This window comes from Qipengyuania marincola (genome assembly GCF_029688625.1).
In the GTDB taxonomy this organism is placed as follows: Bacteria; Pseudomonadota; Alphaproteobacteria; order Sphingomonadales; family Sphingomonadaceae; genus Qipengyuania.
This window is the reverse complement of the sequence record NZ_JARULC010000003.1, coordinates 113,326-135,765: the sequence shown is the minus strand read 5'-3', so window position 1 is coordinate 135,765 and position 22,440 is coordinate 113,326. Positions and strand designations below refer to the sequence as shown.

The following is a 22,440-nucleotide window of genomic DNA, read 5'->3' as shown; positions in this document are numbered from 1 at the left end:
TGCGACCATGACCGACAAACCCACTTATGACGACTGGAAAGCCCGCGCCGACAAGGAGGTGAAGGGCCGCGATCTGACCTGGCACACGCCCGAGGGTATCGATGTGAAGCCGCTTTACACGAGCGAGGACACCGCAGATCTCGACCCGGGCGTCCCAGGCATCGCGCCGTTCACGCGCGGGCCCTATGCCTCGATGTACACCGGCCGCCCGTGGACCATCCGCCAGTATGCGGGCTTCTCCACCGCCGAGGAATCGAACGCTTTCTATCGCCGTAACCTTGCCGCAGGACAGAAGGGTCTGAGCGTTGCCTTCGACCTTGCAACCCACCGCGGCTATGACAGCGACCACCCGCGCGTGGTCGGCGATGTCGGCAAGGCGGGCGTCGCGATCGACACCGTTCGCGACATGGAAATCCTGTTCGACCAGATCCCGCTCGACACCATGAGCGTCAGCATGACGATGAACGGCGCGGTGATCCCGGTGCTGGCTTTCTACATCGTCGCGGCGGAACGTCAGGGAGTGAGCCAGGATAAGCTCGCCGGGACCATCCAGAACGACATCCTCAAGGAGTTCATGGTCCGCAACACTTATATCTATCCGCCCGAGCCGAGCATGCGGATCGTTTCGGACATCATCGCATATACATCGGCCAACATGCCGAAATTCAACAGCATTTCGATCTCGGGCTATCACATGCACGAAGCCGGGGCGACCGCGGTGCAGGAACTCGCCTTCACCATTGCCGACGGCAAGGAATACGCCAAGCGCGCCATGGAAGCGGGGCTCGATATCGATGCCTTCGCGCCGCGCCTGTCCTTCTTCTGGGGCATCGGCATGAACTTCTTCATGGAGATCGCCAAGATGCGCGCCGCGCGTGCGCTGTGGCACGATGTGATGGACGGGCTGGGGGCGCAGAACCCCAAGTCGAAGATGCTGCGCACGCATTGCCAGACCAGCGGCGTTAGCTTGCAGGAGCAGGACCCCTATAACAACGTCATCCGCACCACGATCGAGGCAATGGCGGCGGTGCTGGGCGGCACGCAGTCGCTCCACACGAACGCGCTGGACGAGGCAATCGCGCTGCCCACCGACTTCTCTGCCCGCATTGCCCGCAACACGCAGCTGGTGATCCAGGAAGAGACCGGCATCACCAATGTCGCCGATCCGCTGGGCGGCAGCTACTACATCGAAAGCCTGACCGCTGCACTGGTGGACGAGGCGAAGAAGATGCTCGACGAGGTCGAGGCAGCGGGCGGCATGACCGAATATGTCGCCAGCGGCAAACCCAAGGCGCAGATCGAGCAGGCCGCCGCTGCCAAGCAGGCTAGCGTCGACCGGGGCGAGACGGTGATCGTGGGGGTGAACAAATATCGCCGCGACAAGGAAGACGAGATCGACACGCTCGATATCGACAACCACGCCGTCCGCCAGAGCCAGATCGCGCGCCTCGAACAGGTCCGCGCGGGCCGCGACGAGTTCGCCTGCAAGGCAGCGCTCGACGCGCTGGCTCGCGGCGCGGCGCAGCGCGAGGGCAACCTACTTGCGCTGGCGGTCGAGGCCGCCCGTCACGACGCCACCCTGGGCGAAATCAGCCAGGCGATGGAAGACGCCTATGGCCGCTACGATACCATGCCGAAGCCTGTGCGCGGCGTGTATTCCGAAGCCTATTCGGACGACGAGCGCTACGCACAGGTGGTCGAGGGCGTGAAGGCGGTCGAGCGCCGTCTTGGCCGCGCGCCCAAGCTGATGGTCGCCAAGATGGGGCAGGACGGGCACGATCGCGGCGCGAATGTCATCGCCAGCGCCTTTGCCGACATGGGCTTCGAGGTCGTCTCCGGCCCGCTGTTCCAGACGCCCGAAGAAGCGCGCGACATGGCGCTGGAGAACGAAGTTGACGCCATCGGCGCGAGCAGCCTCGCGGCGGGCCACAAGACGCTCATCCCCGAACTGATCGACCTGCTGAAGGACGCGGGCCGCGCAGACATCAAGGTGATCGCCGGCGGCGTGATCCCGCAGAAGGACTACGACTTCCTCCGCGATGCCGGAGTGCAGGGGATCTACGGCCCGGGCAGCAACGTGGTCGAATGCGCGGCGGATGTGCTGCGGCTGTTGGGGCACAACATGCCGCCTGCGGGCGAAGATTTGGACGAGGCGGCGGAGTGAAGCACTCCCTTTTGCCAAAAAAAGAGAATGATGACGACTACCGCATCCTAGAGCGATGGTTGCGTGAAGCAGCCACGCTCCTTCAAGGAATTCGTTATTATGCTCCAGACTACCGTCCATTCGAAGAACTCGAAGTTCCCGGAGTAAGCCTTTTGTTGGGTGCCGCCGCTTCTGCAGGATACTATCCAATCTCAGAATACCAGACGCAAAAACGGAAGACTGCAGATAAAAGGCGCGTTGCTGACGGAAGAGGCGACCTATGGTTCGTCGCGGGTACCGAATCCTATGCATTCGAGTTCAAAAGAGCCTGGAACAGATCAACTGAAAGTCAGCTTCACGAATGTATGCGCTTGGCGATCAACGATGCTGAGCGGATTGAGGCCGATGAGGCTGATCATTACTTCGGCGCAGTTCTAGCACCGGTTTTTGATGCGTCGGATATCGGTCACTACACAAATTTTTCTGGCTCGGATTACATCGGAATATTGGCTGACAAAGAACCCGAGCTATTCCTATTTATTTCCAAGGTTGCTGAATGAACAAAATCCGCATGAACTGGACCCGCGATGAAATCGCGGCGCTGTTCGACCTTCCCTTCACTGAGCTGCTTTTCCAGGCCGCCACGGTCCACCGCGAGTTCCATCCGCCCGAGCAGGTCCAGCTGTGCACGCTGCTGTCGATCAAGACCGGCGGGTGTCCGGAGGATTGCGGCTATTGCTCGCAGTCGGTGAAAGCCGATAGCGGCGTCGAGGCGACCAAGCTGATGGATGTGCGCGAGGTGTTGCAATCTGCCGCGCGGGCCAAGGATCAGGGTAGCCAGCGCTTCTGCATGGGCGCGGCATGGCGCAACCCCAAGGACCGCGACATGCCCGCCATCGTCGAGATCGTGAAGGGCGTGCGTGCGATGGGGCTGGAGACCTGCATGACGCTCGGCATGCTGACGCCGAAACAGGCGGATATGCTGAAGGAAGCGGGCCTCGATTACTACAACCATAATGTCGACACCGGGCCGGAATATTACGAGCGCGTGATCTCGACCCGCAATTACCAGGACCGGCTCGACACGCTGCAGAACGTGCGCGATGCGGGCATCAATGTGTGCAGCGGCGGGATCGTCGGCATGGGCGAAACGCGCGAGGACCGGGTGGGCTTCGTCCACACGCTCGCCACGCTCGAACGCCATCCCGAAAGCGTGCCGGTCAATGCGCTGGTGCCGGTCAAGGGCACGGTGCTGGGCGACATGCTGGCCGATACGCCGCTCGCCAAGATCGACGATATCGAATTCGTCCGCACCGTGGCAGTGGCACGTATCACGATGCCGATGAGCATGGTGCGCCTGTCCGCAGGCCGCGAGAGCATGAGCGAGGCCACGCAGGCGTTGTGCTTCATGGCGGGCGCGAATTCGATCTTCACCGGCGACAAGCTGCTGACAGCGCCCAATGCGGGTGACGACAGCGATGCTGCGCTGTTTGCCAAGCTGGGACTGACGGCACTGGCGCAGCAAGAACCGATGCGGGCCGCCGGCCAGGCATGCAGGATTGGCGAGCCAGCTGAGTGATCCGTCGCGCTGCGACACTTCTGGCCAGCGCGGTCATGGCAGGGGTTGCGCTGGTTTTCGCTGTCGGTTGGTTCAGCGCCGTTCCGCGGTTCGAGTGCCAGTGGGGGCAGGATTTCTGTAGCGATTACGGCCCGCTTTACGGCGGCCTCGCGATTGCCAGCCTTGCGTTGAGCGTCTTGTTTCTGCTTGTCTTCCGGACCGAAGCGAGAAAATGAGTCTCGGTTTTTCGGTGGATGAATTGCTTCCGCGTGCCCGCGGTGGTGGGACGCTCAAGATGGGGCTCGCCAGGCTGGACGAGAGCGAATGGCTCCAGCCCGAACCCGATCTCGCCGCTCGCGCCGAGGGGTTTGCCACATATCCCGACGGCATCCAGCTCGCACCTGAAGCAGAAGCGCCCGGCGCGGAGCTCGCCACCTTGCTCGGCCTGTCCGGCGGTTTGCCCGAAGCGGCGCGTGCGCATCACGAGGACATGTGCCTCCTAACGCTCGCGCCCTGCGAGGAGCAGTACCGGCTTGTCGGTGCGGCAGTCGCATGGCCATCCGACTGGGTGCCTGCCGAGAAACTGGGCCTGCCGCTGCGCGCGCTTCATGCTCCGATCCAGGGCTATGAAGAGCAGCTGGCAAGCGGCGTCGACAATTTCATGGCCAAGTTGAAACCGGGTGCGATTTACGGGCGCTGCAACTGGTTCATCGCCGCGACCGGGAAGCGCCGCTGGATTGCCGAACCGCCCGAACGCGCCTTTGCGCACGTGACGCCCGAGAACGCGGGGAAGACGCTGTTCGTGCGCTCCGAGCGCCAGACCCTGCGCCGCTTGCCCGAAACCGGCGCTATCCTTTTTACCATCGGCATCTACGTCTCGCCACTCGGCCAGTTGTCCGCGATGAATATCGAGCGACTCGCCTCCGCCATAGAGAAGCTGCTCGAGGGCGAGGGAGAGCGCCGAGGCGCCGAGCACTATGCGCAGGCGTTGATTGGCTTCGCAGGGAAAGTCTAGCGGTTCCAGTCGCTTGAACGGGCGGCTTGACTCGCTCTCGAATTGGGCCTGTTCTCAAGCCTGCTGGTTACGCAGCATCACAATAAAAACCGGATCGCTTCCAGGGTCGTTATCCTTCGAAAGGGGAGAGGACTGATGAAGAAGCTTGTTATGATCGCCGCCGCGCTTGGCCTGGCCATGCCGATGGTGCCCGCCGCCGCGCAGGAGGCAAACACACCGCAGCGCATGGAGGACGTAACCTGGGCGCGCGTCGTCATGACGAAATTCAAGCAGGGCAAGCGGGCCCGCGCGATGGAGATCATCGAGAATTATTTTGCCAAGGCCGACAATCAGACCGGGCGGGACAGCGGCATCCATGGCATCCACTTCGACACTGGCGACTGGGACGCGGTTTATGTTTTTCCGATGAATGGCGGGCCCAGCGACATGACGTGGGCCACCTCGCCCGACGATATTGCGTGGATGGGTGAAATGGCCAAGCTGGCCGGCGGGCAGGAACAGGCGATGGCGATAATCGAGGAGTTTGATTCGCTGATTCAGACGCAGACCAGCTATGTCGGACATGCCCACGCGACCTATTGAGGCGCGTTCGACTTGAAGTGGCATCCCGGGGGCGGCATAGGCATCTCAAGAACCGAGCCGCCTTCCGGAGCCTGAATGTTCACGAAAATTCTGATTGCCAACCGCGGCGAGATTGCCTGTCGCGTGATCAAGACCGCCAAGCGGATGGGCATTGCCACGGTGGCGGTCTATTCCGATGCCGATGCCCGCGCGCCCTTCGTGAAGATGGCGGACGAGGCGGTCCATATCGGCCCGGCGCAGGCATCCGAAAGCTATCTCGTCGCCGACAAGATCATCGCCGCCTGCAAGCAGACAGGCGCGGAGGCGGTGCATCCGGGCTATGGCTTCCTGTCCGAACGGGCGAGCTTCGTCGAAGCGCTCTCCAAAGAGAACATCGCCTTCATCGGACCACCGGCCGACGCGATCGCCGCGATGGGCGACAAGATCGAATCCAAGAAGATCGCCCGCGAGGCTGGCGTCAATGTGGTACCCGGCTTTGTCGGTGAAATCCGCGATACCGATCACGCGGTCGAGATCAGCAACGACATCGGCTATCCGGTGATGATGAAGGCCAGCGCTGGCGGCGGCGGCAAGGGCATGCGCCTCGCCTATAGCGAGAAGGACGTGCGCGAAGGGTTCGAGGCGACCAAGCGCGAGGGCTTCAATTCCTTCGGCGATGACCGCGTCTTCATCGAGAAATTCATCGAGGATCCGCGCCACATCGAGATCCAGATCCTCGGCGACAAGCACGGCAATGTGCTTTGCTTGAACGAGCGCGAATGCAGCATCCAGCGTCGCCACCAGAAGGTGGTGGAAGAAGCGCCATCGCCTTTCGTCACGCCGAAGATGCGAAAGGCGATGGGTGAGCAATGCGTCGCCCTGTCGAAGGCGGTCGGCTATCACAGCGCGGGCACGGTCGAACTGATCGTCAGCGGGGCCGACAAGACCGGCGAGAGCTTCTACTTCCTCGAGATGAACACCCGCCTTCAGGTGGAGCACCCGGTGACCGAGATGATCACAGGGGTCGATCTGGTCGAATGGATGATCCGTGTCGCTGCGGGCGAGAAGCTCGGCATGACGCAGGATGATGTGAAGATCGACGGCTGGGCGATCGAAAACCGCGTCTATGCCGAGGATCCCTATCGCGGTTTCCTGCCCAGCATCGGGCGGCTGGTGCATTACCAGCCCCCGGTCGAACCCTGGACCGACGACGGGGCAGAGAACGGCCGCCGCGGCGTGGATGGCATCCGCGTCGACGATGGCGTCTATGAGGGCGGAGAGGTGTCGATCCACTATGACCCGATGATCGCCAAGCTGGTCACCTGGGGCGAAACGCGCGACGAGGCGGCGGATCTGCAGGTTCAGGCGCTCGACGCTTTCCGGATCGAAGGCTTGGGTCACAATGTCGATTTCCTGAGCGCGATCATGCAGCATCCGCGCTTCCGTTCCGGTGACCTGACGACCGGCTTCATAGCGGAAGAGTATCCGGAAGGGTTCCAAGGCGCGCCGGCATCGGACGAACTGATGCGTGTGCTTGCCGCCGTTGGCGGAGTGATTGCCACCGCGGATGCCGACCGTGCCCGGCGGATCGATCAGCAGCTTGACGGTGATTTTTACGCGCCGGGCGAATGGTCAATCCGTATTGGCGAGCGCGAAGCGGAGTCCTCGACCTTCGAGGTTCGTCTTGGTGAAGACGCCATCACCGTCGACGGCGAACCGGTTTCGCTGGAGATGGAATACACACCCGGCGACGTCATGATAGAAGTCGAATTTGGCGGGAGCGATGGTGAGGTGAGCGAAACGTTCACCCTGCAGCTATCGCCGACGCGCACCGGCTACGCGATGACCACGCGAGGCGCCACGCACCAACTGCGCATCCTGCAAAGCCGGATCGCCCATCTTGCTTCGCACATGATCGAAAAGGAGCCGCCCGATCTTTCGAAGATGCTGATCTGTCCGATGCCCGGCCTGCTGGTCAAACTGCATGTCGGCGAGGGCGACGAGGTGCAGCCCGGCCAGCCGCTGGCAACGGTCGAGGCGATGAAGATGGAAAACATCCTGCGTGCGGAAAAGGAAGCCGTGGTGAGCAAGATCAACGCGGAGGAGGGCGATAGCCTCGCGGTCGATGCGGTGATTCTCGAACTCGAATGACAAGCGCCGCGCGCGCTTAACGAAAATCGCGTGAAATCTCCGTAAAGCGAGACGTCCGTTTCCTTGCGAAATTGCATGATTCGCTACGAATCTTGGTAAATCGACTTTTACCGAATCGCATAGCCGGAGATACTGTTGGCCTTCGGTTCGCTTCTGCAGCACCACGCACAGGAGTTTCGCATGGCACACAGGGGAACAGGGTTTTTCGATACTCGGGGTCACTATCACAAGACCCCGGAAGAGGCGACGGTCGCGGACCTCGCCGGTATCCTCGGCAAGATCGGCGAGGGCGACAGCCTTGCGCCCGGCATCGCCCAGATGCTGCTTGAACGGCGCAGCGAGATCGAGCGGTTGTTTGCCGAACACGATGCGATGATGGCCGATTATCAACCGGTCGGTGCCGGGGCGAAGGTCACACGGCTGGAGCCGCGGGTAGGCTAGTCGAGGCGATCGAACTTGGCCAGGATTGCGGCTGCGCACGTCTGCAATCCGCCATCCTCGTTGTTGATCTGGTAATCATACTTAATGTCAGCGTGAATACGAGCGTGCTGCTGCCGGGCTAGTCCGACCATCCTGTCTCCGCGTGCCCGCTCGCGCCGCTCGGCCGTTTCAAGCGGCACATCGACGCGGACGATCGCCAATTCGTGTCGCTTTAGCTGGCGGCGATAGTCCGCCATTTCCTCCTCCGTGCAAACGTAGTCGACTATAATGTCGAGCCCGTGATTGGCGGCCGCGGCAACAAAATCGCGCATTGCTTGCGTAAGAGCGGCCCCGCACCGGCCATTGGTAAAGGCAACCTCGGGAGGCGCGTCGGGCTCTCCCACATTCTCGACGCGAAACCAACGGGGCGCAGACTCTCGTTTTGGTGGAATCATCGAGATAAAGTCGTCCAGCGAAACGTGCAGCCAGTCGCGTCCGGCATGATCCTGCATGGCCTTTGCAAGTGAGGATTTGCCTGCGCTGCTCACCCCATTGAGGACAATAACCCGAGCCAATCAGTCCTTTATCATCGCCACTGCGCGGATCCATCCGGCGCTGGCGCGTTCGATCTTGACCGGGAAGCAGCTGACTGTGAAGCCATGAGGGGGCAGCGCCTCGAGATTGGTCAGCTTCTCGATCTGGTAATAGGGGCGGGTGCGACCGGCCTTGTGACCTTCCCAGATGATCGCCGGATCGTGGGTCTCGGCCCAGCGTTTCGCCGTGTGGCTGAACGGTGCATCCCAGCTCCAGGCATCCGTGCCGACCACCTCCACGCCGCGTTCCGTCAACCATAACGTCGCTTCGGCGCCGAGACCGACGCCCTGGTCGGTAAAATTTTCCGTCCCATAGACCGCACCCGACTGCACCAGCACGATGTCGAGTGGCCGGAGTTCGTATTCGATCGCGTCGAATGCGTCCTCAACCTCGGCGCTGCTGACCACGTGGCCGTGCGGCAAATGGCTGAAGTCCAGTTTGACCCCGGGCCGCAGGAAGCGGTCGAGAGGCGCCTCGTCGATGCTGGGAGCTGGACGTGCGCCGGCATCGGTGGTCGAGTGATAATGCCAGGGGGCGTCCATATGCGTCCCATTGTGAGTGGACAGTTCCAGCATCTCGACCGCCCAGCCTTCGCCGTCCGGCAGATCCTCCTTCTCCAGCCCGGGAAAGAACATCGCGATCTGCTCCCACGTGTTTTCGTGGGTCATGTACTGGATTTTCGGGCGCATGACTTCTGGGTCGGAAACGACCTCGTTCGTGATGGGGATCGAAAGGTCGACGAACCGCGTCATGCTGCGCAGCATGGGCGCAGCAATTTCGCGCGTCAATGTGCCTGCAACTGCCCATCGAGGAATGTGGCGACATCTGCCAGATCGACGTCTTTCGCAAGATAGGCCGAGCCGATATCGTGCAGGAGGATGAAGGGCAGGGTGCCGCCGGATTCCATCTTCTTGTCGTGCAGCATATGTGCGACCAATGCCTGCCCATCGCAGTCGAGGCCAAGAGCGGAAATCTCTGCCGGAAGCCCTGCCGCATCGATAGCACGCGTGATGCGCGCGGCACTATCGTCGCTCAGATTGCCGCGGCGGGCCGAATAGCGCGCCGCCAGCACCATTCCCAGCGCCACCCCTTCGCCATGCAGCAGGCGGTCTGAAAAGCCCGTCTCCGCCTCCAGCGCATGGCCGAACGTGTGCCCTAGATTGAGCAGCGCGCGGGTCCCGGTGGTCTCGCGCTCGTCCTCGGCGACGATCCGTGCCTTCGCTGCGACGCTGGTGGCGACAGCCTGCTCCAGCGCCTCGTCGCCCAGCGCGAGAACTGCACCGCCACGATCGTCCAGCCAATCGAAGAATTCCGCATCGCCCAGCACGCCATATTTGAGCACCTCGGCGTAGCCTGCGCGCAACTCGCGCGGCGGGAGGGTGGCCAGCGTATCGAGATCGGCGAGTACGAGCGACGGCTGGTGGAACGCGCCGACGAGATTCTTGCCCGCCGCGGTATTGATCGCGGTCTTGCCCCCGACCGAGCTGTCGACTTGCGCCAGCAAGGTGGTCGGCAATTGCACGAACCCGCATCCGCGCTTCACGATCGCGCAGGCAAAGCCGGTGAGGTCGCCGACCACGCCGCCACCGAGGGCGAAAACATGGTCGCTGCGCGTTATGCCGAGTGCCAGTAGCCAGTCGACGAGCTTTTCGAGGCCGGCCCAGCTCTTGGCCGTCTCTCCCGGCTCGACCACGAACCATTCGATTGCGTAGCCGTCCACAGCCAGCGACTGCGCCAGGCGTTCGCCGTGGTGATCCATGGCTTTACGGTCGGCCACGACCGGCACCTTGCGCCCGGAAAAGGGCTCCACGAATTTGCGGGCCTTAACCAACGCATTGTCCAGCAGGCCATGACCGACATGCACGTCGTAGCTCCGGCCTGCCAGTTCGACCGGGATTATAGCCATGCGTCGATCGCCTCCAGAATGCGTAGCACCGTCTGCTGGTGCGGACCGTCGTCGGTCACGACGTGAATCTGCGCCTCGGCATAGGCGGCGCTGCGCTGATCCTTAAGCCCGGTCAGGATTTCGCGGGGGTCGCCCTTCTGCAACAGCGGCCGGGTGTTGCGCCGACCGGTCCGCTCGACCAGCGTGTCGATGTCGCAATCGAGCCAAACGGCAATCGCGGTGTCGAGGATCAGGCGCCGCGTTTCGGCATTGACGAAGGCGCCGCCCCCGGTGGCGATCACGCCATGGTCTTCTTCCATCAGCCGCGCGATCACGCGGCGTTCGCCCTCGCGAAAATAGGTTTCGCCATGCGCATCGAATATTTCGGCGACGCTTCGGTCGGCAGCGCGCTCGATCTCCTCATCCGCGTCGACGAAACCGGTCTCCAGAAGCGCGGCAAGCCTTCGCCCCACGGTCGATTTGCCCACGCCCATCAGGCCGACCAGCACGATCGGGCGATCTATCCGTCCGGCAATCGCGGCGACACGGTCGAGGGGCAGGGCGTGCGCGTGGGTCATTGCCGCCGTGCCTAGAGATGCGCTAGGGCGCGGGCAAGGTATCAGCACTTCAGGCGGGACGCGAAAATCTTGGCGATGAACTCGAAGCGTATCATGGGCGTCGTGGCGACGATCATCGGTGTATTGCTGGTCGTTGCATGGATCGATGGCGGGCAGGAGCCGCTCCACCCGATCGAGCAGGAGATTGCGACGCCGGGAGCCGCGCGATGAAGACCGGCTGGCTGATCGGCGGCGGCGCCCTGGCTCTGTGTTCCTCGATAGTATGGGCACAATCCGCGCCGGCGGACCTTCTGCCGCCGGGCTTCGACCAACCTTCGCCCAGCCCGAGCCCGACGCCGCGACAATCCCCGGCAACGCCATCGGCGACGCCGACCGCCACGCCTGGAGCCGACGGCGTGAACCGGACCCCGGGCGAGATCGTCCAGCCGCTTCCGGATCGATCGGACGGTGGACCCACTCCGAGTGCCGACGGCTTCGATCTGGCAAATCTTCCAACGCTCGAGGAACTCGAGCGCATGTCCACCGACGAGCTTGACGAGTTGCTCGGGCTGAAGCCGAAGTTCGACATTCCACCGGCTGCCCAACGGTCGATGGCGCAAGCCGGTCTGCTGGCGCCCGCGGAAGGCGGCATGCCCGCCGGATCGCTGGGCCGACAGCCTTCAGCCCTGGTGCGTGCGGCGCTAGCGGGGATGACCGGGCCGGTGGTGTCGCGCTGGGGCCACATTCTCTTGCGCCGCGCGCTCGCCAGCCGTCTTGCCGCGCCCGACGGCATGGACCCGGCCGAGTTCGCCACGCTGCGCGTGCGGGCACTCAATGCCATGGGCGAACATGCGGTTGCCCGCGCGCTGGTGCAGGATATCGACACAGCGAATTACTCGCCCGAACTCACCGATGCGGCGATCGATGCCTATATCGGCACGGCGGACATCGTGGGAGCATGCCCGGCCGTGCGTCTCGCACAGAGCGGTCGCGACACTCCGCAGTGGCAGATGCTGGCCGGCATCTGCGCCGCCTATGCGGGGGAGGAGACGCGCGCCCAGAACGATCTGCGTCGCCTCCAGTCTCGTGGCGAGGGCGAGGCGATCGATATTCTCTTTGCACAGCGATTTGCAGGAGCGGCTGGAACCGGTCGCCGGGCCGTGACGATCGAGTGGGACGGGGTCGAGGACCTGACACCGTGGCGCTTTGCGCTGGCCAATGCGCTGGGCGAGCCGGTGCCCGAGGGGCTCACCGAAGACCTCGGCGCCAACCTCTTGAAGAGCGCGGCACTCACACCCGCGCTCGCACCGGCAGAGCGCGTTGATGCCGCGGATCTTGCTGCCCAGAGCGGCCTCTATTCCGCGAATGCGATGGTCGATCTCTACAGCCAGATATATGCTGCGGGCGGGGATGATAGCGACGCCTATCGTCGCGCCTCGCGTCTGCGCGAAGCCTATGTCGGAGCCGACCCTGCTGCCCGCTTCGCTGCCATTCGCGACCTCTGGAACGATGCCGGTGAAACCGCCTACGGTCGCAAGGTCCTTACCGCCTACGCTGCCGCCCGGCTTCCCGCCTCCGACGCGCTTGATAGTGATGCCGGGGAACTGATCGCTTCGATGCTGACTGCCGGCCTCGATCGCGATGCCATGCGCTGGTCGGGCGTGGTCGAAGAAGGCTCGCTTGGCTGGGCGCTGCTCGCGCTGGCTGCCCCAGGTCACGCGTCCGCAATAAGCGATGGCGAACTCGACAGCTTCGTGGACGCCGACCAATCTGCGGGGCAGCGGAAGTCGCGTATGCTCGTGGCGGGGCTTGCCGGACTCGACCGGGCCGGTTCGGACGAGATCGGCGAATACAGCCGGCGACTTTCAATGAGCCTTGGAGGGCAGACACGCTGGACGCGCATGATCAGCGCGGCGGCTGACGTCGAAAATCCGGCGCTTGTCGCCATCCTCGCAGGGCTCGGCATGCAGGGCGACAGCTGGGAGAGGATGACCCCGCGTCACCTCTATCATATCGTCTCTGCCCTGCGCCGTGTCGGGCTGGAGGCGGAAGCGCGCATGATCGCCGCGGAGGCGGTCGCGCGCGCCTGAGATGATGCCTGACTTGGTTCCAGGCTGGAAATGAGCGCCTCGGGAGCATCGATCGACGATTTTCTGGCAATGCTGGCTGCCGAGCGCGGTGCCGCGCGCAACACGATCCTTGCCTATCGTCGCGATCTCGAATTGGCGCAGGAGCAGGTCGGTCGGCTCGATGCCGCAAGTTCCGCGCAACTGGGCCAGCTGGCCCAACGCTGGTCTGCGCTGGCTCCATCGACAGTCGCCCGCAAGCTATCCGCGCTTCGGCAGTTCTTCGGTTTCCTGGCAGACGAGGGACTGCGCAGCGACGACCCGACGAGCGCGCTGGCACGACCGGCGGCGCGGCGTCCATTGCCGAAGATTCTTTCGCACGACCAAATCGCGGAATTGTTTGCGCAGGCAGAGGAGGATGCAGCGGGCGGGTCTGCTGCGGGCATTCGCATGCTGGTTCTGCTCGAACTGCTCTATGGATCGGGCTTGCGGGCAACCGAACTGGTTTCGCTTCCGCTGTCGGCCGTGCCGCGTGATGAGCCTTTCCTGACTGTCACCGGAAAGGGCGGGCAGGCGCGCATCGTTCCGGTCAGCCGGCGCGCGCGGGTCGCCCTGTCGCGCTGGCTGGAACAGCGAGACAGCGAATCGCCGTGGCTGTTCCCTTCGCGCAAAAGCCACCTGACCCGCGTCCGCCTGTTCCAGCTGGTCAAGGCTCTGGCGGTTCGCGCCGGGCTGCCGCCCGAAAAACTCAGCCCGCATGTCCTGCGCCACGCCTTCGCGACGCACCTGCTGGAGGGTGGGGCGGATCTGCGCGCGCTTCAGACATTGCTGGGCCATGCCGACATTTCCACGACCCAGATTTACACGCACGTCGATGCGGCCCGCCTGGTGAAGCTGGTGAACGAGCGTCATCCGCTTGCGCAACGGGGCACATCGGACTAGCGACGGCGCGATGATTTCCTACCTCGAATTTGAAAAACCGGTCGCCGAACTCGAACAGCGGATAGCCGAGCTTCGTGCCGCTGCCGAAGGCGACGAGGTTGATATCTCGAACGAATTGCAGCGCCTCGAACTGAAAAGCGCCGCTCTGCTCGAAACCGCCTATGCGGCGCTGACCCCGTGGCAGAAAACGCAGGTTGCGCGCCACCCTTCGCGCCCGCACTTTCGCGACTATGTGGAGCACGCATTCGACGAATTCGTGCCGCTGGGCGGGGACCGTTCCTTCGGCGAGGATGAAGCGATCCTCGGCGGGTTCGCCAAGCTCGACGGGCGCAAGATCGTCCTCATCGGCCATGAAAAGGGCAATGATACCGCGAGCCGGTTGCGGCACAATTTCGGGATGGGCAAGCCCGAAGGCTATCGCAAGGCAATCCGGCTGATGGAACTGGCTGGGCGGTTTGGCCTGCCGGTCGTGACGCTGGTCGATACGTCGGGTGCTTTTCCAGGTGTGGAGGCCGAGGAACGCGGGCAGGCAGAAGCGATCGCCCGCTCTACCGAGGCGTGCCTGGCACTTCCGGTTCCGATGGTCGCCGCGATCGTGGGCGAGGGCGGTTCGGGCGGCGCCGTGGCGCTTGCCAGCGCGGAACGCGTGCTGATGATGGAGCATGCGGTCTATTCCGTCATCTCTCCCGAAGGATGCGCGTCGATCTTGTGGCGGACGGCGGAAAAGGCGCCCGATGCGGCCGAGGCGATGAAAGTAACGGCGCAGGATCTCGCCGAACTGGGTGTGATCGACAGGATCGTGCCGGAACCTGTCGGCGGCGCGCATCGCGATCCGCGCGCTGCGGCGATCTCGCTGGGCGGGGCCATCGCCGAGGAGTTGGACAAACTCACGCGCCAATCCGGCCCTGAACTGCGTCGCATGCGCGAGGAACGCTTTCTGCGCATCGCCGGGTAAGCCCTTGCAACAGCGCGGGAACAAAGCACCCCACAGTCCGGTTTTCCAACCCAGAGACTGAACCAAGGGCGCCATTGGTGGCCGCCCGGACGCATGGGGAGCCCTTCAATGTCGCGCACCAAGACCTTACTCGCCGCAACAACTGCATCGCTATCGCTCTCGCTGGCAGGCTGCGCTGCGGTTGGGGGACCGATCCCCGATTCCTCCGCACCCATCACGCAAAGCGAGGCGCAGATTGGCGCGGAGGCCCATCCGCAATTGCTGGCGGAATTCGGTGGCGCGATGACCGGCAGCCAGGCGCAATATGTCGAGCAGGTGGGCCAGAACATCGCTGTTCAATCGGGGCTTGGGAATGCGCGCTCGGCTTTCACCGTTTCGCTGCTGAACAGCTCGGTCAACAATGCATTCGCCGTGCCCGGTGGCTACGTTTACACGACCCGGCAGCTCGTCGCGCTGATGAATAATGAGGCGGAATTGGCCGGGGTACTCGGTCACGAAGTCGGCCACGTGGCCGCACGGCACTCGCAACGCCGCCAGCAGGCCGCTCAGCGCAACACATTGCTGGGCGCCGCCGGGGCAATCCTGTCGGGCATTCTGCTCGGCAATTCGGGCCTCGGCCAGCAGGTCGGCCAGACCCTGTTGCAGGGCTCGCAGCTCCTGACATTGCGCTTCTCGCGCGAGCAGGAACTGGAGGCTGACGAGCTGGGCATCCGCTATCTCAATCAGGCGGGGTACGATCCGCGGGCCATGGCGACCGTGCTGTCGAGCCTTGCCGCGCAGAACGCGCTGGATGCGCGCGTGCAGGGGCGCGATAATGCGACCGTGCCGGAATGGGCGTCGACTCACCCGGATCCGGCAAGTCGCGTGCAGACAGCGCTGTCCAAGGCGCAGGGCATGACCGGCGTGACGAATCGCGACACTTTCCTCAGCCGCATCGATGGCTTGCTGTATGGCGATGACCCGGCGCAGGGCGTCATCGAGGGGCGGGAGTTCATTCATCCCGATCTGCGTCTCGCCTTCACGGCACCGCAAGGATTCTACATGGTCAACGGCACCCGTGCGGTCACGATCAACGGGCAGAGTGGGCGCGCTCAGCTTACGCTGGCACCCTATAATGGCGATCTCGGCAATTATGTCGGGACGGTCTTTGCCAGTATGACCGAAGAGCGCAATCTGCGGCCCGATTCGATCCAGCGCACGACTGTGAACGGTCTGCCCGCCGCCTATGGCACCACGCGCGTCCAGTCGGGCAATGGCAATGTGGATGTGACGGTCTTCGCCTATGAGTTCGCGAACGACCGGGCCTACCACTTTCTCGCCATCACCCCGGCCGGACAGGCGAGCGCGTTCAATCCGATGTTCTCGTCAATGCGTCGCATCGGCGCGCAACAAGCGGCCCGCGTAATTCCCCGGCAGATCGACGTCGTCACAGTACGCAGCGGAGACTCCGTCGCCTCGCTGGCGCGAAACATGGCCTATGACGACAATCAGGTGGCGCGCTTCCGGGTTCTCAACGGCCTTTCGTCGAACGAAAACGTGACGCCGGGCCAGAAGGTCAAGGTCGTGGTTCGGGGGCGTTGAGATAAATCGCGTCGATAAACAAAAAAGGCGGCGGGGATTGCTCCCCGCCGCCCTTTTTTGCGTTGCTGCTTTGGCTTAGGCGTTAGCAGCAGCCGCCGGCATTGCGTCGCCGGCAGCCTTGAAGGTGCCCGAAACCTTGGTACCGAGGCCGGTCAGCGCCGAAATGGCCGCGACAGCGATGAGAGCGGCGATCAGGCCGTATTCGATAGCGGTGGCGCCTTCTTCGTTGCGACGCAGCTGCTTGATGAACTTCATAATATGTCTCCTGGTTCAGTCTTCATTCCCGGCTCGCTCCGACATACGGTTCGAGCTGTTTTCCGTTTTGCAGCCGAGGTGTTGAGAATTTCCTAACACCTGCGCAACAAAACTGCCCCTATGCTCCAGTCACGCTGGTTACCGCGGTTTCAATTGCGGTGTATGTTGCGATGTTCGCATTGCTGAAGGATGTCACTGCTCCAAGCATTGCGATGAAGATAAGAGCGACAATCAGCCCATATTCGACAGCCGTGGCACCGCTTTCGTCGCGTCCCAGTTTATTCAGGAATTTGACCATTTTTCCGTTGCCCCAATTGTCACTTTGTCGAAGCTGACATCGGCTGGATACGGGGCAGTCCGTTAAGAAAAAGTTGAAGGGAGCAGAGAACCTGGAAAATATTCCGACATGGATACCGGTTGTCGCCCTTGCGCTTTCCGACGCGAGCGGTCGCTGGCTGATGCATCAACGCCCTCCGGGCAAGGCGCATGCGGGCCTGTGGGAATTTCCTGGGGGTAAAGTCGAGTCGGGCGAAACGCCCGTGGCTGCGCTGGTCCGCGAGATCAAGGAAGAGCTCGACTACCGGCTTGACCCTGAAACGCTTGTGCCAGCAGCATTTGCGCAGGAAGCCGGTGCGCGGCCGATTGTCATACTTCTTTACACCTCCCGATGGACCGGGGGCGAACTCCGTGCGTGCGAGGGAGGGATGGTCAGGTGGTTCGAGCCGGCTGAAATATGCCTTCTCGCCAAGCCACCGCTGGATGTTGCTTTGGCGCGCAGTCTGTTCGAAAAAGTGGAGGTTTAGGGATTGCCAAGTTTGCAAGCCCCCCCTATGTGGCGCCCTCCAACGCGCCAGTAGCTCAGCTGGATAGAGTACCTGACTACGAATCAGGCGGTCGGAGGTTCGAATCCTTCCTGGCGCGCCAAAAAAGCCCATGACCCGCTTAGGGTCGTGGGCTTTTTTGGTGGGTCGTTATAACGAATGCGAAACCGCAGTCGGAGCGCCTTACTAGGCTTCATCCTCCAGCCGGTGCATGTCATCGTCGCTGAAGCCGAAGTGATGGCCGGCTTCGTGAACCACGACATGGCGCACCAGATCGTCCATCTGAACCCCGGTCGCCCGCCATTCGGCGATGAGCGGCTCGCGGAAGAGCCAGATACGCGCTGGCATTCGGCCACTGGTCCAGATCGAGCGATCGGGCAGGGCTTCCCCTTCGTACAGCCCGGTCAGCGTCCATTTGTCAGTCAGGTCCACCGATGCGAGCTGTTCCGGTGTCGCGAAGTCTTCCACCTGCAGGACGATCTCGCCCATCTGGTCGCGGAATTCCTCGGGCAAAGAGCGGACGACCGCTTCTGCCATCTGTTGCATCTGAACGGCGCTCGGGCCCTGGCGGTCGTGCATCATCGTGAAGAGATGGGACGCCTTCCGTTCGTGTGCAAGCTGGCGGAACCGGCGTTGGGTTTGCCTGTTAGTGTTGCAAAGGAGAGCAGTCATGGCTGACACCACCGAAATTTTCGATCGCCTCAAGCAGGATCACGATCGCCACCGCGAGTTGCTCGACAAGCTGCTTGAAACCAGCGGCGAAACAGATGAGCGCGAAAAGCTGTTCACCGAGCTGACGAAGGAACTGAAAAGTCACGCAGCAGCTGAGGAGCAGGCCTTGTATTCGACGATGCTGCGCAAGCCACCTACCACCGACGAGACACGTCACTCGGTTGCCGAGCACCATGAGATCGACGAAGCGCTAAACGATCTGGCCGCGACCGACATGGCTTCGGGGGCCTGGCTCACGAAATTCAAGGAATTCGACCACCGGTACCGCCACCACATCAACGAGGAAGAGGAAGATCACTTCCCCGACTTCGAAAACTACCTCGACGACAAGGACATGGACCACATGCGCAGTGTCTTCGATCGTCGCAAAGAAGAGGAAAAGGCGGAAGCCGAAGTGACGCCAGAGAAGAAGGAAGAGGCGAAGGAATAGGCGCTCGCGCGTTCGCTGGAGGGGTGTGACAAAAGACGAGGAACCCGATCCGAAAACGGTCTCCCGGCTCGACGATGGCGTCGAACCGGGGGTTTGGCGCTACGTGCAAGCCAAGCGCGCCAAGGTTCTGATCGACGCCGAAGATTATTTCGCGGCGATGCAGCGCGCCATGTTGAATGCCCGCTATCGTATTTTCCTGGTCGGGTGGGATTTCGACACCCGCATCCACCTCGATCAGGGGCGTCGCTGGTACGAACGGCCCTTCAAGAAAGGCTACCCGCGCAGACTGGGCGCCTTCTTCGCGTGGATGGTGCGGCACAACAAGACGCTCGAAATCCGGATTCTCAAATGGAGTTTTGGCGTCTTCAAGTTCACGTTCCGCGGTTCGATGTGGTGGGATCTGCTGCGCTGGTTCCGGCACCGACGGATCGATTTCAAGTTCGATACGGCCCATCCCGTGGGGTGCAGCCATCACCAGAAGATCGCTGTGCTCGACAATTCGTTGGCAGTGTGTGGCGGCATCGACATGACCGCCAGGCGCTGGGACACGAGCGAGCACCGCGAGAATGACCCGAGGCGCAAGACGCCATCGGGTTTCGAATACATGCCTTGGCACGATGCCTCGATGATGATGGAGGGGGACGTCTCCGATGCCATCAGCGACCTCGCGCGGGATCGCTGGATCAGGGCTGGCGGCAAGCCACTCGTTCCCTTGAAAGCGCCGGACGAGAGCCTGTGGCCCGATGAGCTCGAGCCTGATTTCGAGAATGTCGAGGTAGGTATTGCGCGCACACGCGCGAAATACCGCGACTGGGAAGCGGTGCGCGAAATCGAGACGTTGTTTGTCCAGCATATCAAGCGGGCAAAGAAGTTCATCTACGCGGAAAGTCAGTACTTCGCATCTCAGGCAATTGCCGAAGCCATCATCGAGCGGATGGAAGAAGACGATCCGCCCGAAGTGCTGATCGTCCATCCCGCTTCGGCCGACGGCTGGCTTGAATCGCAGGCGATGGACCACACACGCGCGGAAATCGTCCGCTGCATCGAGGAGGTGGACGAGCAGCACTGCTTTTCCATCTGGTGTCCTCGCAATGGGGATACGGACATCTATGTTCATGCAAAAATTATGATCGTGGACGACGAGGTCCTTCGCATCGGGTCGGCCAATATGAACAACCGTTCCATGGGCCTCGACAGTGAATGTGACATCTTCATCGATGCGACGCGCGAAGGAAACGAGCATGCCGCAGAGGCGATACGGCGCATCCGATTGACGCTTCTGGCTGAACACACCGGTCTGGACATTGATGCGATCGCGCAAATGCTCGACGTTCACGAGACGATGGCCGCGACGATCGACCAGCTGGCGAAAACGGACGGGCGCAGGCTATGCCGGTATCATCCACCCGACCTTAACGAGGTTGAGGAAACGATCGCGCAAAGCGGGATACTCGACCCCGAAGATCCCGAGGATCTCTTCGAGCCGTTTGCAAAAGACGGGCCGTTCAGCAATGGAAGCCGCCTGGGTCGTATCCGCAGGAAAGTGAAAAGGATCTGGGGTAAATGAGTAGCCTGGTCGGACCAGACGAAGACGATCCGCGGGGAAAGCCGCCAGTTCCGGAGAATGTACAGGACGCGGTCCGCACGCTGATCGAATGGGCGGGCGACGATCCCTCGCGCGAAGGCTTGCTCGACACGCCGGCGCGTGTGGCTCGGGCATGGAAGGAATACTGCCTCGGCTATGACGAGGATCCCGCAGTGCACCTCGATCGGGTGTTCGAGGAGGTCGGCGGTTACAACGAGATCGTCCTGCTGAAGGATATCCCGTTCCAGTCGCATTGCGAACATCACATGGCGCCGATCATCGGGAAGGCGGCAATCGCCTATCTGCCGAAGGATCGGGTGGTCGGAATATCGAAACTCGCCCGCGTGCTGCATGGTTTCGCGCGGCGGCTGCAGGTGCAGGAGAGGCTGACGGCGGAAGTTGCCGACTGTATCTGGCAGAACCTTGAGCCCCAGGGCGTCGCGGTGGTTATCGAAGCCGCGCATAGCTGCATGACCGCGCGCGGCGTCCGCACGCCTGGTGTTGGCATGATTACCAGCCGGATGATGGGCACGTTCCTGAAGGACCAGCGCAGCCGCAAGGAAGTGCTAAGCCTGATGGGCTATTGAACTCTTCGGATGACAGTGACGGTAAGAGCCCAGATTGCGAACCCCGCCACCAGGTCGATGACGTAGTGCCCACCGATCGGAACGGTTGAGACAATCACCGCGCACGTAGCGGCCACGCCGAGTAAACGCAGACGCGTGTGAGCCAAGCCTTGGGTCAAGAGCAGTGCCAGGACCGTATGAAACGATGGGAATGTCACGAGGCCTTCCATATCGGCAAGCTCGAACACCTGATCTGAACCCGAATAAGCGGCTTCGAAGGCGGCAAGATGATAGACGCCGGCCCCCACGGGCAATCCGTTCCCCTGCAAGTCAAGCAAGTTGAAATGGGCCATCGCTCCGATAGCAGGCATGAAAACGGACAGGATGGCGACGGCCTGCATCGTTATGATGGCGGTTGCCACCATTTCCCAGGCAATGACCCTCTGTCCGCAAAAAAGAAGTCCGACGATCAGGGCCGCAACAGCGATATGCGAGGCATTGTAAACTGCTGCAAGAAATTGAATTGCGGCTGTATGCTCGGCTGCAGCACGTGTGGCAGCAGCAACGTCCAAGCCTATCGCTGCGTCGATTGTCGCAAGGTCGGCATCAATCAGTGGAAACCCCAGACGCAGGCCCGCATTGGCGACGAAACCGCACGCCAACAGCCCCAGCGTGGCGTAAGCGCTCATCCGGGCCGCGTCGTAAGTCAGATAATGGAGACGGCGCCACTCTGCATACCGCGCAAGCAAAAGAAGGGCTGCGGCTACGATCACGAATGGCAGAAAATCGAGGTAGTCTACTGTAATCGCGCCGATTGCGACGATCATCGAAGCGGCAGCAAGCCCCGCCACAAGCGCAGTGACAATGGCAAGACTAACGGGATCAGGCTGTGCGCGGCCGTGCTCTGCGATCGCGGGTGAATAGGGGATGGCTATATCGGACACGCCATCCCCATAAATCGCAAAGCCTTAGAGAAGTCTAAAGCTGGCCGAGCATGTGTTCGGCGCTGGAGACGGAAAAGTCGCCGGGGGCCTCGACATTCAACTGCTTCACCACGCCATCTTCGACAATCATCGAATAGCGTTGGCCACGCTTGCCCATTCCAAAGCCCGAACCGTCCATGGTCAGCCCGATAGCCTCGGCGAAATCGCCATTGCCATCGGCCAGCATGGTCACGGGTTCGGCATTGTTGGCGGATTTCCACGCACTCATCACGAAAGCGTCGTTCACGGCTGTCGCGACGATCTCGTCGACGCCCTTGGCTTTAAGCTCGTCTGCCTTGTCGACATAGCCGGGCAGGTGTCGCGCCGAACAGGTCGGCGTGAAGGCGCCGGGAACGGAGAAGAGCGCCACGGTCTTGCCCTTGAAGTATTCGCTCGACTGGACCTGTTCGGGGCCGTCCTCGGTCGCCTTGACCAGCGTCACATCGGGCAGCTTGTCGCCCACCGAAATCGTCATTGCAAAAATCCTCGTCTGTCCCGTCCAGGGGTGGGGTAGTCTTGGCCAGTCGCGCTTGCAACTGCCCCCGATGATTAATTTCGCTTTACCGCGGCGCTTTAAATTCGAGTAAACCCTTGCCGTCACCTTCTCCTTACGCGGGCCATCGGGACGCCCCGCAGGGAG

26 protein-coding genes and 1 tRNA gene are annotated in these 22,440 nt (G+C 62.2%); 18 read left to right on the top strand and 9 right to left on the bottom strand.

Going from position 1 to position 22,440, the window contains the following annotated elements:
* Window positions 1-7: 7 nt before the first annotated feature.
* From scpA to P8Q88_RS10430, 8 genes are all read left to right on the top strand, one after another.
* Complete coding sequence (gene scpA, locus P8Q88_RS10465) at window positions 8-2,164, top strand: methylmalonyl-CoA mutase (RefSeq protein WP_278323780.1); 2,157 nt, start codon at window positions 8-10, stop codon at window positions 2,162-2,164.
* Window positions 2,161-2,703, top strand: coding sequence for a hypothetical protein (locus tag P8Q88_RS10460; protein WP_278323779.1), 543 nt, complete (start codon window positions 2,161-2,163; stop codon window positions 2,701-2,703). Before scpA ends, P8Q88_RS10460 begins: the two co-directional genes overlap by 4 nt.
* A complete protein-coding gene (gene bioB / locus P8Q88_RS10455; RefSeq protein ID WP_278323778.1) occupies window positions 2,700-3,722 on the top strand; it encodes a biotin synthase BioB in 1,023 nt (340 codons plus the stop codon). The genes P8Q88_RS10460 and bioB overlap by 4 nt, the downstream gene beginning before the upstream one ends.
* Window positions 3,719-3,937 carry a hypothetical protein gene (locus P8Q88_RS10450; RefSeq protein ID WP_278323777.1) on the top strand — a complete coding sequence of 73 codons (219 nt, stop codon included), beginning with the start codon at window positions 3,719-3,721 and terminating at the stop codon, window positions 3,935-3,937. The genes bioB and P8Q88_RS10450 overlap by 4 nt, the downstream gene beginning before the upstream one ends.
* Window positions 3,934-4,716 (top strand): heme-dependent oxidative N-demethylase family protein, encoded by a 783-nt coding sequence (locus P8Q88_RS10445; RefSeq protein WP_278323776.1) that lies wholly within the window; start codon window positions 3,934-3,936, stop codon window positions 4,714-4,716. Before P8Q88_RS10450 ends, P8Q88_RS10445 begins: the two co-directional genes overlap by 4 nt.
* A 135-nt stretch (window positions 4,717-4,851) precedes the next feature.
* Entirely contained in the window at window positions 4,852-5,298 is a 447-nt protein-coding gene (locus tag P8Q88_RS10440; RefSeq protein WP_278323775.1) for a hypothetical protein, read from the top strand.
* A gap of 75 nt (window positions 5,299-5,373) precedes the next feature.
* Window positions 5,374-7,428: an acetyl-CoA carboxylase biotin carboxylase subunit gene (locus P8Q88_RS10435; protein ID WP_278323774.1), complete on the top strand. Its 2,055-nt coding sequence runs from the start codon at window positions 5,374-5,376 to the stop codon at window positions 7,426-7,428.
* A 180-nt stretch (window positions 7,429-7,608) separates the two neighbouring features.
* Window positions 7,609-7,869, top strand: coding sequence for a hypothetical protein (locus P8Q88_RS10430; RefSeq protein WP_278323773.1), 261 nt, complete (start codon window positions 7,609-7,611; stop codon window positions 7,867-7,869).
* Here P8Q88_RS10430 and P8Q88_RS10425 read toward each other — a convergent pair.
* The 4 genes from P8Q88_RS10425 to P8Q88_RS10410 are packed head-to-tail and all read right to left on the bottom strand — an operon-like array spanning window position 7,866 to window position 10,905.
* Window positions 7,866-8,423, bottom strand: a complete 558-nt coding sequence (locus P8Q88_RS10425) for a chloramphenicol phosphotransferase CPT family protein (protein WP_278323772.1) — start codon at window positions 8,421-8,423, stop codon at window positions 7,866-7,868. The genes P8Q88_RS10430 and P8Q88_RS10425 overlap by 4 nt on opposite strands.
* Window positions 8,424-9,194, bottom strand: coding sequence for a cyclase family protein (locus tag P8Q88_RS10420; RefSeq protein WP_278324479.1), 771 nt, complete (start codon window positions 9,192-9,194; stop codon window positions 8,424-8,426).
* 32 nt (window positions 9,195-9,226) lie between these two features.
* On the bottom strand, window positions 9,227-10,348 hold the full coding sequence (gene aroB / locus P8Q88_RS10415; RefSeq protein ID WP_278323771.1) for a 3-dehydroquinate synthase: 1,122 nt from the start codon (window positions 10,346-10,348) through the stop codon (window positions 9,227-9,229).
* On the bottom strand, window positions 10,339-10,905 hold the full coding sequence (locus tag P8Q88_RS10410) for a shikimate kinase (RefSeq protein WP_278323770.1): 567 nt from the start codon (window positions 10,903-10,905) through the stop codon (window positions 10,339-10,341). Before P8Q88_RS10410 ends, aroB begins: the two co-directional genes overlap by 10 nt.
* A gap of 75 nt (window positions 10,906-10,980) precedes the next feature.
* Here P8Q88_RS10410 and P8Q88_RS10405 point away from each other — a divergent pair, with 75 nt between their 5' ends.
* The 5 genes from P8Q88_RS10405 (at window position 10,981) to P8Q88_RS10385 (ending at window position 16,428) form a co-directional block, all read left to right on the top strand.
* Entirely contained in the window at window positions 10,981-11,115 is a 135-nt protein-coding gene (locus P8Q88_RS10405; RefSeq protein WP_278323769.1) for a hypothetical protein, read from the top strand.
* On the top strand, window positions 11,112-12,974 hold the full coding sequence (locus P8Q88_RS10400) for a hypothetical protein (protein WP_278323768.1): 1,863 nt from the start codon (window positions 11,112-11,114) through the stop codon (window positions 12,972-12,974). Before P8Q88_RS10405 ends, P8Q88_RS10400 begins: the two co-directional genes overlap by 4 nt.
* A 30-nt stretch (window positions 12,975-13,004) precedes the next feature.
* Window positions 13,005-13,892 (top strand): tyrosine recombinase, encoded by an 888-nt coding sequence (locus P8Q88_RS10395; protein ID WP_278323767.1) that lies wholly within the window; start codon window positions 13,005-13,007, stop codon window positions 13,890-13,892.
* A 10-nt stretch (window positions 13,893-13,902) separates the two neighbouring features.
* The gene (locus P8Q88_RS10390; protein ID WP_278323766.1) at window positions 13,903-14,847 is read left to right on the top strand and encodes an acetyl-CoA carboxylase carboxyltransferase subunit alpha; all 945 of its coding nucleotides are present in this window, start codon (window positions 13,903-13,905) and stop codon (window positions 14,845-14,847) included.
* A 108-nt stretch (window positions 14,848-14,955) separates the two neighbouring features.
* On the top strand, window positions 14,956-16,428 hold the full coding sequence (locus tag P8Q88_RS10385; RefSeq protein ID WP_278323765.1) for a M48 family metalloprotease: 1,473 nt from the start codon (window positions 14,956-14,958) through the stop codon (window positions 16,426-16,428).
* A 75-nt stretch (window positions 16,429-16,503) separates the two neighbouring features.
* Here P8Q88_RS10385 and P8Q88_RS10380 read toward each other — a convergent pair whose 3' ends face one another.
* Together P8Q88_RS10380 and P8Q88_RS10375 are read right to left on the bottom strand one after the other, a co-directional pair.
* Window positions 16,504-16,683 carry a Flp family type IVb pilin gene (locus P8Q88_RS10380; protein ID WP_278323764.1) on the bottom strand — a complete coding sequence of 60 codons (180 nt, stop codon included), beginning with the start codon at window positions 16,681-16,683 and terminating at the stop codon, window positions 16,504-16,506.
* 118 nt (window positions 16,684-16,801) lie between these two features.
* Window positions 16,802-16,981 (bottom strand): Flp family type IVb pilin, encoded by a 180-nt coding sequence (locus P8Q88_RS10375; RefSeq protein ID WP_278323763.1) that lies wholly within the window; start codon window positions 16,979-16,981, stop codon window positions 16,802-16,804.
* Window positions 16,982-17,054: 73 nt separating this feature from the next.
* Between P8Q88_RS10375 and P8Q88_RS10370 the strand changes: the two genes are divergently transcribed.
* Both P8Q88_RS10370 and P8Q88_RS10365 read left to right on the top strand, forming a co-directional pair.
* Window positions 17,055-17,486, top strand: a complete 432-nt coding sequence (locus tag P8Q88_RS10370; RefSeq protein WP_278323762.1) for an NUDIX domain-containing protein — start codon at window positions 17,055-17,057, stop codon at window positions 17,484-17,486.
* 44 nt (window positions 17,487-17,530) lie between these two features.
* A tRNA-Arg gene (locus P8Q88_RS10365) sits at window positions 17,531-17,607 on the top strand.
* A gap of 83 nt (window positions 17,608-17,690) precedes the next feature.
* Here P8Q88_RS10365 and P8Q88_RS10360 read toward each other — a convergent pair.
* Complete coding sequence (locus P8Q88_RS10360) at window positions 17,691-18,050, bottom strand: metallopeptidase family protein (protein WP_278323761.1); 360 nt, start codon at window positions 18,048-18,050, stop codon at window positions 17,691-17,693.
* A 124-nt stretch (window positions 18,051-18,174) separates the two neighbouring features.
* Between P8Q88_RS10360 and P8Q88_RS10355 the strand changes: the two genes are divergently transcribed.
* Genes P8Q88_RS10355 through folE form a run of 3 tightly spaced genes read left to right on the top strand, consistent with a single transcriptional unit; the run spans window position 18,175 to window position 20,838 of the window.
* Window positions 18,175-18,666, top strand: a complete 492-nt coding sequence (locus P8Q88_RS10355; protein WP_278323760.1) for a hemerythrin domain-containing protein — start codon at window positions 18,175-18,177, stop codon at window positions 18,664-18,666.
* A gap of 25 nt (window positions 18,667-18,691) precedes the next feature.
* Window positions 18,692-20,233: a phospholipase D-like domain-containing protein gene (locus tag P8Q88_RS10350; protein ID WP_278323759.1), complete on the top strand. Its 1,542-nt coding sequence runs from the start codon at window positions 18,692-18,694 to the stop codon at window positions 20,231-20,233.
* Complete coding sequence (gene folE / locus P8Q88_RS10345; protein WP_278323758.1) at window positions 20,230-20,838, top strand: GTP cyclohydrolase I FolE; 609 nt, start codon at window positions 20,230-20,232, stop codon at window positions 20,836-20,838. Before P8Q88_RS10350 ends, folE begins: the two co-directional genes overlap by 4 nt.
* Here folE and P8Q88_RS10340 read toward each other — a convergent pair.
* On the bottom strand, window positions 20,832-21,761 hold the full coding sequence (locus P8Q88_RS10340) for a phosphatase PAP2 family protein (RefSeq protein WP_278323757.1): 930 nt from the start codon (window positions 21,759-21,761) through the stop codon (window positions 20,832-20,834). The two genes, folE and P8Q88_RS10340, sit on opposite strands and share 7 nt — an antisense overlap.
* Window positions 21,762-21,795: 34 nt before the next feature.
* Window positions 21,796-22,275 carry a peroxiredoxin gene (locus tag P8Q88_RS10335; protein ID WP_278323756.1) on the bottom strand — a complete coding sequence of 160 codons (480 nt, stop codon included), beginning with the start codon at window positions 22,273-22,275 and terminating at the stop codon, window positions 21,796-21,798.
* Between the last annotated feature and the right edge of the window lie 165 nt (window positions 22,276-22,440).

What these genes read in the sequence shown, in the direction of transcription:
- P8Q88_RS10405 (WP_278323769.1), top strand. Translation starts at nt 10,981, where the DNA reads ATGAACTCGAAGCGTATCATGGGCGTCGTGGCGACGATCATCGGTGTA.
- P8Q88_RS10440 (WP_278323775.1), top strand. Translation starts at nt 4,852, where the DNA reads ATGAAGAAGCTTGTTATGATCGCCGCCGCGCTTGGCCTGGCCATGCCG.
- P8Q88_RS10335 (WP_278323756.1), bottom strand. Translation starts at nt 22,275, where the DNA reads ATGACGATTTCGGTGGGCGACAAGCTGCCCGATGTGACGCTGGTCAAG.
- P8Q88_RS10445 (WP_278323776.1), top strand. Translation starts at nt 3,934, where the DNA reads ATGAGTCTCGGTTTTTCGGTGGATGAATTGCTTCCGCGTGCCCGCGGT.
- P8Q88_RS10375 (WP_278323763.1), bottom strand. Translation starts at nt 16,981, where the DNA reads ATGGTCAAATTCCTGAATAAACTGGGACGCGACGAAAGCGGTGCCACG.
- P8Q88_RS10360 (WP_278323761.1), bottom strand. Translation starts at nt 18,050, where the DNA reads ATGCAACAGATGGCAGAAGCGGTCGTCCGCTCTTTGCCCGAGGAATTC.
- P8Q88_RS10395 (WP_278323767.1), top strand. Translation starts at nt 13,005, where the DNA reads ATGAGCGCCTCGGGAGCATCGATCGACGATTTTCTGGCAATGCTGGCT.
- P8Q88_RS10355 (WP_278323760.1), top strand. Translation starts at nt 18,175, where the DNA reads ATGGCTGACACCACCGAAATTTTCGATCGCCTCAAGCAGGATCACGAT.
- P8Q88_RS10390 (WP_278323766.1), top strand. Translation starts at nt 13,903, where the DNA reads ATGATTTCCTACCTCGAATTTGAAAAACCGGTCGCCGAACTCGAACAG.
- P8Q88_RS10380 (WP_278323764.1), bottom strand. Translation starts at nt 16,683, where the DNA reads ATGAAGTTCATCAAGCAGCTGCGTCGCAACGAAGAAGGCGCCACCGCT.
- P8Q88_RS10385 (WP_278323765.1), top strand. Translation starts at nt 14,956, where the DNA reads ATGTCGCGCACCAAGACCTTACTCGCCGCAACAACTGCATCGCTATCG.
- scpA (WP_278323780.1), top strand. Translation starts at nt 8, where the DNA reads ATGACCGACAAACCCACTTATGACGACTGGAAAGCCCGCGCCGACAAG.
- P8Q88_RS10400 (WP_278323768.1), top strand. Translation starts at nt 11,112, where the DNA reads ATGAAGACCGGCTGGCTGATCGGCGGCGGCGCCCTGGCTCTGTGTTCC.
- folE (WP_278323758.1), top strand. Translation starts at nt 20,230, where the DNA reads ATGAGTAGCCTGGTCGGACCAGACGAAGACGATCCGCGGGGAAAGCCG.
- aroB (WP_278323771.1), bottom strand. Translation starts at nt 10,348, where the DNA reads ATGGCTATAATCCCGGTCGAACTGGCAGGCCGGAGCTACGACGTGCAT.
- P8Q88_RS10430 (WP_278323773.1), top strand. Translation starts at nt 7,609, where the DNA reads ATGGCACACAGGGGAACAGGGTTTTTCGATACTCGGGGTCACTATCAC.
- P8Q88_RS10420 (WP_278324479.1), bottom strand. Translation starts at nt 9,194, where the DNA reads ATGACGCGGTTCGTCGACCTTTCGATCCCCATCACGAACGAGGTCGTT.
- bioB (WP_278323778.1), top strand. Translation starts at nt 2,700, where the DNA reads ATGAACAAAATCCGCATGAACTGGACCCGCGATGAAATCGCGGCGCTG.
- P8Q88_RS10410 (WP_278323770.1), bottom strand. Translation starts at nt 10,905, where the DNA reads ATGACCCACGCGCACGCCCTGCCCCTCGACCGTGTCGCCGCGATTGCC.
- P8Q88_RS10435 (WP_278323774.1), top strand. Translation starts at nt 5,374, where the DNA reads ATGTTCACGAAAATTCTGATTGCCAACCGCGGCGAGATTGCCTGTCGC.